This is a genomic window from Acinetobacter sp. UBA3461 (assembly GCF_002381195.1).
Classification (GTDB): Bacteria; Pseudomonadota; Gammaproteobacteria; order Pseudomonadales; family Moraxellaceae; genus Acinetobacter; species Acinetobacter schindleri.
This window is the reverse complement of record NZ_DFRO01000007.1, coordinates 1-10,973: the sequence shown is the minus strand read 5'-3', so window position 1 is coordinate 10,973 and position 10,973 is coordinate 1. Positions and strand designations below refer to the sequence as shown.

The 10,973-nt window shown below is 39.7% G+C and carries 14 protein-coding genes and 1 pseudogene; 6 read left to right on the top strand and 9 right to left on the bottom strand.

Annotated features, from left to right (window positions below):
* Positions 1 to 313, top strand: a pseudogene (locus tag B3D47_RS01715) (hypothetical protein); the annotation flags it as partial.
* 5 nt (positions 314 to 318) lie between these two features.
* Positions 319 to 1,278, top strand: a complete 960-nt coding sequence (locus B3D47_RS01710) for a M15 family metallopeptidase (RefSeq protein ID WP_286859610.1) — start codon at positions 319 to 321, stop codon at positions 1,276 to 1,278.
* A 20-nt stretch (positions 1,279 to 1,298) separates the two neighbouring features.
* Here B3D47_RS01710 and B3D47_RS01705 read toward each other — a convergent pair whose 3' ends face one another.
* From B3D47_RS01705 to B3D47_RS01675, 7 genes are all read right to left on the bottom strand, one after another.
* On the bottom strand, positions 1,299 to 2,069 hold the full coding sequence (locus tag B3D47_RS01705; protein ID WP_286859608.1) for an alpha/beta fold hydrolase: 771 nt from the start codon (positions 2,067 to 2,069) through the stop codon (positions 1,299 to 1,301).
* 516 nt (positions 2,070 to 2,585) lie between these two features.
* Positions 2,586 to 2,999 carry a hypothetical protein gene (locus B3D47_RS01700; RefSeq protein ID WP_005222015.1) on the bottom strand — a complete coding sequence of 138 codons (414 nt, stop codon included), beginning with the start codon at positions 2,997 to 2,999 and terminating at the stop codon, positions 2,586 to 2,588.
* Positions 2,996 to 3,364, bottom strand: a complete 369-nt coding sequence (locus B3D47_RS01695) for an immunity protein Imm33 domain-containing protein (RefSeq protein WP_005222014.1) — start codon at positions 3,362 to 3,364, stop codon at positions 2,996 to 2,998. Before B3D47_RS01695 ends, B3D47_RS01700 begins: the two co-directional genes overlap by 4 nt.
* A gap of 125 nt (positions 3,365 to 3,489) precedes the next feature.
* Positions 3,490 to 4,092 carry a nitroreductase family protein gene (locus B3D47_RS01690; protein ID WP_008304797.1) on the bottom strand — a complete coding sequence of 201 codons (603 nt, stop codon included), beginning with the start codon at positions 4,090 to 4,092 and terminating at the stop codon, positions 3,490 to 3,492.
* A 417-nt stretch (positions 4,093 to 4,509) separates the two neighbouring features.
* Entirely contained in the window at positions 4,510 to 5,001 is a 492-nt protein-coding gene (locus B3D47_RS01685) for a hypothetical protein (RefSeq protein WP_008304794.1), read from the bottom strand.
* A gap of 126 nt (positions 5,002 to 5,127) precedes the next feature.
* On the bottom strand, positions 5,128 to 6,522 hold the full coding sequence (gene fumC / locus B3D47_RS01680; protein ID WP_008304791.1) for a class II fumarate hydratase: 1,395 nt from the start codon (positions 6,520 to 6,522) through the stop codon (positions 5,128 to 5,130).
* A gap of 108 nt (positions 6,523 to 6,630) precedes the next feature.
* Complete coding sequence (locus tag B3D47_RS01675; protein ID WP_008304790.1) at positions 6,631 to 7,638, bottom strand: SDR family NAD(P)-dependent oxidoreductase; 1,008 nt, start codon at positions 7,636 to 7,638, stop codon at positions 6,631 to 6,633.
* Positions 7,639 to 7,705: 67 nt separating this feature from the next.
* Between B3D47_RS01675 and tusD the strand changes: the two genes are divergently transcribed.
* Genes tusD through B3D47_RS01655 form a run of 4 tightly spaced genes read left to right on the top strand, consistent with a single transcriptional unit; the run spans position 7,706 to position 9,093 of the window.
* Entirely contained in the window at positions 7,706 to 8,074 is a 369-nt protein-coding gene (tusD, locus tag B3D47_RS01670; RefSeq protein WP_004894594.1) for a sulfurtransferase complex subunit TusD, read from the top strand.
* Between the two features lie 44 nt (positions 8,075 to 8,118).
* A complete protein-coding gene (locus B3D47_RS01665; RefSeq protein WP_004894591.1) occupies positions 8,119 to 8,469 on the top strand; it encodes a hypothetical protein in 351 nt (116 codons plus the stop codon).
* 11 nt (positions 8,470 to 8,480) lie between these two features.
* Positions 8,481 to 8,765: a hypothetical protein gene (locus B3D47_RS01660; RefSeq protein ID WP_004894589.1), complete on the top strand. Its 285-nt coding sequence runs from the start codon at positions 8,481 to 8,483 to the stop codon at positions 8,763 to 8,765.
* 16 nt (positions 8,766 to 8,781) lie between these two features.
* Positions 8,782 to 9,093 (top strand): TusE/DsrC/DsvC family sulfur relay protein, encoded by a 312-nt coding sequence (locus tag B3D47_RS01655; RefSeq protein WP_004894586.1) that lies wholly within the window; start codon positions 8,782 to 8,784, stop codon positions 9,091 to 9,093.
* A gap of 180 nt (positions 9,094 to 9,273) precedes the next feature.
* Here the strand turns inward: B3D47_RS01655 and B3D47_RS01650 are convergent, their stop codons facing one another.
* On the bottom strand, positions 9,274 to 9,798 hold the full coding sequence (locus B3D47_RS01650; protein ID WP_163171380.1) for a hypothetical protein: 525 nt from the start codon (positions 9,796 to 9,798) through the stop codon (positions 9,274 to 9,276).
* Between the two features lie 273 nt (positions 9,799 to 10,071).
* Complete coding sequence (ybaK, locus tag B3D47_RS01645) at positions 10,072 to 10,539, bottom strand: Cys-tRNA(Pro) deacylase (protein ID WP_286859597.1); 468 nt, start codon at positions 10,537 to 10,539, stop codon at positions 10,072 to 10,074.
* Between the last annotated feature and the right edge of the window lie 434 nt (positions 10,540 to 10,973).

Genomic DNA, 10,973 nt, shown 5'->3' with positions numbered 1-10,973 from the left:
TGCAAACGAGCCTGCAAATACTGGATCACCTTTTGACTCTGCATTTGGTGTTCAAGCGCAAAAGTCTTTACCTCAGGCTAATGATAAAATTAAACCGCTTAAACACACACCTCAAACTATTTCATCTTCAACTGCACCAGTTAAAGAAATCCAACAACCGGAAAAAAATCCTGTAAATGTAAGGCTTGTTACTCAACCCACAAAACCAAAACAATTAGAAAAAACTGTTGAGCTAAAAACAGCAAGTACGTCTACTCAGGAACAGTCGCCTGTGACGACTGCACAAGAACGTCCTGAAGTCGCACAGTCATAAGCAGCATGATCTACCTCATATTATCCAGTTTTATTTTACTTAGTCTCGGCATGTTAGTGCTGGTTTCTTATGAATTCAGAATCCGGTTGATAAGTTTATTCACACAAATTTTACCCTATGGCAAGAATCGTATTTTGGCAGCCAAACAGGTGGCTTGGGAATTTAATCAGGCAGCTTCGTCAGAGAAAATCCAGTCACATTGGCATATTCAGCAATGGTGGATTTTATTAGCCGCATTGGCGTTATTCAGCAGCATCATCATTTTTAGCTTAACCCGTCCCATTACTGCCAGTACTTTTGAAGCAAATTATTTACGTGAAGTTGATCCGCAAATCTATAGCTTACTGGATGGTCAGGTGCTCGCACCTCCTCCAGAAGTAGATGAACATCTGATTGAAACAGCCTTGCAGGAAGAAGCAAATTACTATGCCAACGTCGTTTCAGCGCAAGTGATTAACCCTTTACCTAATCCTGCTGGAGATGTGCATCTGCCTGACACTCATCATCATAACGATCTCAATACAGCCAACCGGAAATGGGACAAAATTAATCCACGTTATAAACAGCGTTTGTTGATGGTATTTAAAATCATGCGTGAACAGCATGGCTATGAACTGGTTTTATTGGAAGGTTATCGTAGTCCAGAGCGCCAAAATTCACTTTCTGCGAATCCAAATACCACCCGGGCCAAAGGCTATCAAAGTTATCATCAGTTTGGTCTGGCCGCGGATGTTGCCTTTAAACGGAACGGCAAAGTCGTGATCAGCGAGCGGGATCCATGGGCGATGCGTGGTTATGAACTCTATGGGCAAGTGGCCGAATCCGTCGGACTCACTTGGGGCGGTCGCTGGAAATCAATCAAGGATTATGGTCATACCGAATATCATATGCCGGGTCTGAAAAAAACGGCTGAAATGGCAAACCAACTGATTAATGAAGGTCAGCTACAGGCGGCTGCATACTGACCTTCAAGTTCTAACAGATTTTATTGGTTTTCATCCAGAAAGGCTTGGATGTGTTCCAGCACCTGCGCAGGCTTTTCACCATGCAGCCAATGACCTGCACCTTCAATGAGTTCAACATTGGCATGAGTAAATTGACGTTCAATCGCAGCGAATTGCTCTGGTTTGGAAATATAAAATGAGTTCCCGCCTCTTAAGAAAAGTGCTGGTATATCAACTGGTGTCAGATCTTCCCAATATAGAATATCTTGATAATACTTATATAGCGCCTGCACATTAAACAGCCACTTGCCTTTATTAAAGGATTTCAGCAGGAACTGAATCACCATTTCTTCTTGTAAATATTCAAGCATGATTTTTGTCGCATCCGATCGTGAATTCACGTTGGCACGTTCTACAGCTAATAAAGCTTCAAAAATTTTTGCATGATGATTTTCATGATATTGGATTGGGGCTATATCAAGAACCACAAGCTGCTCTACCCGATCTCGTGCAATATCAGCCAGTTTCATGGCAACTTTCCCCCCCATAGAATGCCCCACCACAACAAATTTTGTGATATTGAGACTATCCAGAGTTTCAAGTACATCTTCTGACATGAGATGGTAATCATGTTGATCCGTATGTCCTGATAAACCGTGATTGCGCAGATCTAACTGAATGACTGTACGTTGACTTGCAAAATGTCGCGCCAGCATTCCTAAATTACTCAAGCTGCCGAATAAACCATGAATGAAGACCATTGGTACAAGTGTTGAGTCATCATGAGTGGTAATTTGGTAGTTGAGGATCATTTGAGAGTTCCGTGATTTCGTAGTTTAGTTGTTGATATTGGAATTTTATTGAAAATTAATCAATTGATAATTCTTAAAATTATAAATTTTGCTTAGGCTATTTACTCGGTATAAAGAGATTTGCTTAGGCTATTTGTCAAATATATTTTAAAAATTTTTGACGGTAGCGTTTGGAACCTCAAGATTTGGATAAATCATCAGTAAATAGGCTTAATAAATTAAGCTGAATGAGTACGAGCTATAAATGAATATGATTGAAGGCTAATTTCGGAAATATAGTCTTAATTTTTCAGTAAGACATCAATGGATTTAAAACTATCTCTTCCCTTTTACCAGATAAAATTGCTTAGGCTATTTTTTGATGATACGGAATGAGAAATTTATGCTATCTCACCTGTCGCTATTAATGTTTAATAATTTTAATCAATACTTCATTTTTCTTGGTATTTCCCCGGGGAAATTCGCATTAATCTTATTTTTATGTAGTTTTAATAAATTAAATATCAGAAAATTAACCTAAATCAAAGGCTTTGCTTTATCTTCTTCAACAGGCTGTTCTGCCCTGCTCTTACAAAAAACACTTGTAGTCATGCCAGAGCTATTCATGCTCTGGTTTTGACGATCCAGATAATTTTGCGCCACCATCGCCATCATGGAAGCCATATTCAACTGACTATTTTCCTGAGAAGCTTTCAAGATATTCTGATAAGCCTGAATGCGATCACATAATACCTGACGTTCGGTGCTGATACTCGGCTTGTCTGATGCTGTATGCGGTTCATCCAGAATGGCTTTGCTGTCATTGACCACGCGTGTTTGCTCAGCAATATACTGATCAAATTGCTCTTGGGTCATCGTCTCGGCTACGGCGTAATTCGTGATGAGTACACCGTTGAGTCCCAGCAAGATAGCAAAAGCTAAGCGGTTCATTCCTGACCTTCTTTCCATACATCTTCATAATCATCAGCATCGATCATGAAACGAAAGCCTTGATCCAGCGCCAGATAAGGAAGCACTTCTGGGACAATATCCTGTAATTCACGTACAGTCATAATTTCAAAGTCAGCATCGCTGGATACTTGTTCACCACCATAGATATACCAGCTCACTTTTGTTGCTGTATCTACTGCCTTGCGAATGCCAACAATTGGGTCCTGATTCAGGGTATGGACTGCCACGGCAATAACGTCATCCCCACTCACCTCTACATAGGCAGAACCGACTTCTTCGCATAACAATTTCTGTTCAGCAATAAGCTCTTGAAGCGGTGAAAGTTTTTGGGTGTTCTTTGACATAGCGCCATTTCTCTTAGATTTAATGCGCCCTAAGTGTAGCCTAATTTTTATGATTCGGAATATGCTTTTATCGCCTATTGCATGGCATCTGCCTATAAGAATTTAGACAGATGCCGGTTTTCAAATTATTGGAATACTTTGAAACGGTCTTGATCCGCCATAAAGTCTTTGGCACGCGCCTCACCTTCAACTGAACCAAATACCAGTTGTGCTCTCAGTTGCCAGTTTGCTGGAATGTCCCACTCTGCATGAACTTTTTCATCTACGATCGGGTTGTAATGCTGTAGAGATGCACCCAAGCCTTCAGTATGCAATGCTGTCCAGGTCGCAAACTGAGCGATCGCAGTAGAATGTTCTGCCCAGATCGGGAAGTTATCTGCATAAGATGGGAACTGATCTTGTAGGCTTTTCACGACATCTAGGTCTTCAAAAAATAAAACCGTACCTAAGCCTGCAACAAAAGTTCCCATTTTCGCTGAGGTTTTTGCAGCACTTTCTTCATCTTTGGCATAACTTTTTAATTTTTCTGCGACAAAGCTCCAGAATTTCTCATGTTCACCATTAAACAGGATCACGGCACGGGAAGATTGTGAGTTAAATGATGAGGGACTTTGTTTAATAGCATTTTGAATCAAATCAGTTAAGAATTCAGGAGATTGTGTGACATTCTTGCCAATCGCGTAGATCGTACGGCGTTTTGTAATTAAATCTAAAAACTGATTCGACATTATTAAAAATCCTTTGATATATCTTCGGAAAAACTGGAACCTTCACTTATTTTTATGAAGGAAATCTAATAAATAAGAATTCTATAATTCATCTACTCATTAGTACTTATAGCTTAAGAAAATATGCTTAGAATAGCTATATTATTAAAGTAATATCTTTATATATTCTTATGATAAAGAATGGCTTATTAATTTATTTTTTATCAAACGATAAAATAAATGCTCTTTTATGAACCAATTTCTGTTTTAAAATAAGTCATCATGTTCAATGATGCAGCAGAATTTTCTAAGTAAAAAATAGAAAGATTTGCTTAGGCTATTTATGGAAATTGAACTAATCAAATAGTTTTTTGGAGCCTATTAAAATTCATCCCCCAAATATGGAGGATGATATTAAATTAATCAGTTTAAATTTACTTAAAATTTGGCATTAAGCACTTGAGCAGAGACTTTATTTTTCCACAGTTCACGTAGTACTGGCAGATAAAACTTCTCGCCCAGATCAACCAGCTCAGCATCAATCAGAGCATGGATATCATGCATAAATAGATAATCCAGCTCTACAGTCGTGAGCTTCATATGCTTTTTTTGATATTCCTTACGCTTCTGCTGTGCCTGTTTAACAAGCTGATCTGCAAAGGTTTTATCTTTGAACTGAGTAATCGCATTTAAACGCAGTTCAATAATCCCCCAACCAGCTAAAAACATCTGGAAAGTTTCAAAATCATTGGTCGTTGATTCCCATGACATTTCATCCAGATTTTCATTATCGGGAAGTACAGGTAAAAGAAGTTCCATAATACTTGGAAAAATCTTTTTAAAATTCAGAATAAATTTAACAGGATGCTCACCTGGATAATCCTTGAATTGCACCTTTCTTTGAACATCTGTTAAATAAATATCAAGCATAAAACAATCATCAGTGGTTAATCTCATCTAGTGCTATTGTACGCAACTCTGCCTGAGATAAAAACCACTGTTGACTATTCCATGATAAAACAGGCTTAAAGATTGAAAATAAAAGCGTTACAAGCTTTATTTCGCATTCGCTGAAACCATTTTCTCAGGACGGACGACTTCATCAAACTGTTCAGCTGTGACTAAACCAAGTTCTACCGCAACTTGTTTTAGAGTTTTACCTTCTTTATAAGCAGTCTTGGCAACTTTGGCTGCATTCTCATAACCAATCACCGGGTTCAATGCAGTAACCAGCATTAATGAATCATGTAAGAAGTGCTCAATCTTGTCACGGTTCGGCTCAATACCAACGGCGCAGTGATCATTGAAACTATTACAGGCATCACCGAGCAGCTGAATGGATTGCAACAAGTTATACGCGATTACAGGCATAAATACATTCAACTCGAAATTTCCAGATGCACCTGCCACATTAATGGTGGTGTCATTTCCAAGCACTTGCGCCACAACCATGGTCATCGCTTCGCTTTGAGTCGGATTGACCTTACCCGGCATGATGCTTGAGCCTGGTTCATTTTCAGGAATACGGAGTTCCCCAAAGCCGCAACGTGGCCCACTGGCTAACCAGCGAATGTCATTGGCGATTTTATTCAGACTCACCGCTAAAGTTTTTAATGCACCGGAAGCAAAGACTGCCGCATCACGACCTGCTAAAGCTTCAAATTTGTTTGGTGCAGTAACGAATGGCAGTCCAGTCAGTTTTGCTAGAGTTTGCGCTGCTTTAACCGCATAGTCAGGATGAGCATTCAAACCTGTACCTACTGCTGTTCCCCCTAAAGGCAATTCATATAAACCATGCAGTGCCTGTTCCAGACGCAATAAACCGTGATCTAGCTGAGACACATAACCACTAAATTCCTGACCTAGTGTCAACGGCGTAGCATCCTGTAAGTGAGTACGGCCAATTTTGACGATGTCTGAGAATTCCTGAGATTTGGCATGCATGGTATCACGCAGTTTTTTTACTGCTGGAATTAATAATTCATTGATTTGCAGACTTGCAGCGACATGAATTGCTGTTGGGAAAGAGTCATTCGTTGATTGAGCACGATTAACATGATCATTCGGATGAACCGGTTTTTGAGAACCTAAAGGATTTCCCAGATTCTGGTTAGCGATATTGGCAATCACTTCATTACAGTTCATATTGCTCTGCGTACCAGAACCTGTCTGCCACACCACTAACGGGAATTGACTATCCCATTGCCCTGCAATCACTTCTTCTGCTGCTGAAACAATATAACCTGAAAGTTCATGCGGAATCTGATTTAATTCGGCATTCGTCAAGGCTGCCGCCTTTTTAACCAGACCCATGGCACGAATCATGGGCCGTGGCAGACGTTCATTACCAATTTTAAAGTTCTGCAAACTACGCTGAGTTTGTGCTCCCCACAGTGCTTCACTGGGTACAGCAACTTCACCCATGGTGTCATGTTCAATACGTGTTTGCATATTTAACCTCTTTATAAAGTTTTAATATTTCCTTGTTCCATCTTAGGCAAAATAGAACAGCATGTAAATGATAATTATTATCAATAATTGGGATAGCGTTAATCGGTATTATTGCCCACGTAACGTGTTCTGATAAAAACGCCACTCGTCTTCAAGCATTTGCCGAATCGAACGCTGAGGCTGCCAGTTTAAAGTCTTCCTGGCCTTTTCCGCCTTAGAGCCAACCTGATCTAGTTCCGGATTAGTGTAATATAGCGCCTCTTCCGTCTTGATATTGATTTGCGTCACTTCACCAATTTGATCGAGCAAGTTCTGAATCGAAATCAATTCGCCCGCTATATCAAAGGCTTCACAGGCAAAACTTTGTGTACTGAGCCATTGCAGACTCTTAATGACTGCATCACAACAATCCAATACATGCAAAAAACTGCGTTCTACAGTTTTATCTTCAGTATTGGCCTGTTTTCGCAGTTCAATACTTTCCCGCTGTAAGGCCCCAACCTGCATGGCCAAAGGCACGATATTTTTTGGTAGCGGCGGTACCACTTCACCCAGTACCCCATGTTCAAAGGCACCCGAAATATTGCATAGTCTGAGGATCGCAATTTTCCATTCATTATCAGTACGTGCAGTATCACGGATAATTTCTTCTACCATCTGTTGAGACTTGATATAAGGGTTTGGATAACTGAAATTAAATGGTGTTTCTTCAGTCAGATCAGGACTGGATTGCCCATAAACAGCAAGGCTGGACAAATGCACAAGATTACGAACACCCGTCCGTTGCATGGCACGTAAGAGACTCATAATACAACTGACATTATCATTGTAATATTCCAGCGGTTTTAGTACCGATTCTTCTAATGATTTAAAGCTTGCAGTATGTACCACGGCGTCAATGGAATTCTGTTCAAAGACTTTGTTTAAAGCAGGCGTATTACGGATATCAATTTTAACAAAAGGCACATACATGCCGGAAATGAACTCAAGACGTTCTAGCGTCTGTAGGCTGGCATTGGCCAGATTATCGACCACAATGACCTGTTGCCCTTGTGCGAGCAGACTTAAAGCAATATGAGAGCCTATAAAGCCTAAACCACCGGTCACTAAAATCATTGTATACTACCTTTTTATTATGTAGCCCAGATCAACTGCTTAGTTGATCAAGCCTGTAGTGAATTTCATGAGCACCTTAATTCTTATTACCTCCGCCCCGACGTCGATACATGCCTGGCATGCCTTGGGACTTGCCAAAGCATTAAAGCAAAAACAGGAAGACTTTCGGGTTTTCTTTTACCAGGACGGTGTGTCTGTTGCTAATGCTCTGCAATGGGTACCGGATGACCAGCGTCACCTGACCCGTGAGTGGCAGTCCTTGCAACTACGTCTGCCCGTATGTGTAAGTGCGGCGTTAGCGCGTGGTATCACAGATCAGGAGAATGCTCAACGTCACAATATTCAACAGCATAATCTTGCAGATCAGTTTGAATTGGTCGGATTGGGCGAACTCGCTGATGCTGTTCAGTCTGCACATCGTCTGCTTCAATTCTAATCGGTCTATTTTTTGGGATATGTTGCTTTTAAAAGGTATATTGTGTGAAATCTGTACTCGTTATATTAACTCAATCGAATCTGAATTCCTTGCAGGTTCATGAAAGTCTTTCTGCGACCATGGTACTTGCGACCTTTGGTTCAGACGTGAAAGTCTTATTACAAGGTGCAGCTTTAAGCCTATTACGTTCAGATCTGCAATTTGAACAGCTTAAACATGCGTTCAAAATTGCTTCCAACATGGTCGACAGTTTTGAATTTTATGATCTGACCCCAATTCTGGTGGAAAGTAAAAATCAAAACTCGCCTTTTATACAAAATACAGAGCAAGAAATTGAATTTGTCGAATTAAACCCAGCCTTTATGCAAGGCTTTAACCATGTATTGTACTGGTAAGGTTGCTCACCATGTCTGATAAAACTCTTTATATGATTCAAGCCAGCCATGCGGCTACAGCACAGATTATCGAACAACTGTCCCAACTCTATAGCGAAAATGATCAGGTAATTCTGATGGGCGATGCAGCCTTGTCAGTTGAGCATCCATTTATTCAGCAGCTGAAAGAGATTTATATTCTGGAAAATGAGGCTGAGTTATTGCCTCAACCAGAAGTAAAAAATTTGAAAATTATTAATTATACCGAATTTGCAGAACTATGCTTGGGCTTTAGTCGCTGTATTTCTATGAAGTAACACATACGGATCTATCATGAATTTAGAGTTAGACCAAGATGGTCATTTAGTGGACTATACCATCTGGAATGAAGACGTCGCACAGGTGCTTGCCGAGAGCTTAGAGTTAAAACTGACCCCTTGGCATTTTGAAATCTTACAGGCTGTACGTCAGTTTTATCAACAGTTTGGTCATTCTCCAGCGACACGTCCTCTCATCAAATTCCTGATGAAAACTGTAGGGCCTGAAATCAACAATGCTGTACTTCAAGAAAAATTTAATACAGGCTTGGTGGCACGCCACCTTAGTCGTTTGGCAGGCATTCCTAAACCGGCGAATTGCCTTTAAGCAGATATATAATTACTACTCATGCAAGTTTAAAAACGATACAGTTTACTTAACTTGCATGAGATGATTTTTATATCCTGTAGCTAGAGTATAAAGTTTACAATCATGCAGACCTTCATCTCTCAGCTTAATTCTGAAGAACCACTTTAATACATCACACTGATATTGTTCGCCTCTAGATCATACCGTGCTTAAACTCATCTCATCAGAAATTATATCTGTTTCATAATAAGAATAACGCGTCTTCAGTTTTGCCGATGCTCGTGTCAGTTCATGTTGGTATTCAGGCAAGAATGTCTGTAGCAAATTAATATTGGCAAGTGCCTCCTCCTGTTTAAGCGCCTTATTCTCCAATAATGTTTGTTGCCTGTTCAGAAATATTCTCAGCTGCAAGTATTCAGGCTTATGTCCACCCTGCATCGCAAATAGCATACTGGCAAAATCTGAAACAAACTGAGCACGCTGTTGGTTCAAAGACTGAGATTGATTCCGCACCACTCCCCGACGCTGTACAGCCTGATTCAAACTTTCTGCCTGATGGTCTAGAAACGGCGTATGAGTATTCATCCCATAAAATGCCAAACTGCTGGTGCGGTTCAATGCCAATTCTTCCCGATGGATTTCATTATGGACTTGATAACCAATCAACCATAAGATTAAAAATAGAGCCACAGTACTAAGCAGGTAAACGCCTTTTTCATTCATATGCCACCTCCCGGTTAAAACCGTGCAGAAGTGATTCCCCAAGTGACAAAAACAGACAAACAGCGTTAAGCCAAATAACGATCTTCATGAGCAATGCTCCAATTTATTTTTCTTTTAATTTCTTATTGTTGTAAGTAACTCATGGTTACCTTTGCATTAAAACAATATACAAATGCAAAAAAAATGTGTAGCGCTTTCCGACCAAAAGAAAACCCGAATTTTGCTCTCCGGGTTTAATTAAAATACTAATTAATGTCTTTTTAAGACATTAAACTATTTATCAACTATATCAATAAAAGGTGCATTTAAAACCTTGGCTAAATCTGCTGGGTTTAGACCAATGTCCAAACCACGCTTGCCACCACTGACATAAATTTTATTCAGCCTTTCTGCTGATACATCAATCACAGTTTTCAGGCGTTTCTTTTGTCCCACTGGGCTGATTCCACCCACCAGATATCCGGTTAATCGTTCTGCCTGTTTAGGATCTGCCATCTGCAATTTTTTACAACCGAATGCAGCAGCTACTTTTTTAAGATTAAGCTGATGATGAACAGGTAATACTGCCACAAAATATTGCTTTTCATCCGTGACTAATAATGTTTTAAAAACCTCTTCAACAGCTAGGCCTAGTTTTTCTGCTGCTTCCAAACCAAAGCTTTTGGCATTGGCATCATGTTCATATTCGTGAATGCTATATTCGATTTTACTGGCTTTTAAAAGTTTACAAGCTGGAGTCATGATATTGACGATTTTGTTTTAGATAGCTGCATTATATAAAATTCGCACCTTTCGCGAACATGTCTAGACTATTTATAAACCATATTATTCGATAAAGTTTCTACGAAAAGCCTCATTGTAAGAGGGTAAGTGTCGTTGAGTTGCCCCCTATGACCATTCATCGACTTAGTAGACGACCTTTTGCCAATTTAAATGCTTTATCTTTTGGCTGAATATTCAGCATTGAATACAATTCTATGAACATTTCAGTCAATCTCACTATTTTGCGATACAGGAATTAAAATAGGGCGAATCAGTAAGTTTAACTCACTACCTGATTCCACTGTTAAGCTCAGGAGTTGACTCTTTTTCTATGCATACTCACAACTCTAAGGGATCTTAAAATAATAGCTAATTGAGATATTTTTTAATTTAAAACAAATTAAATTCAATAA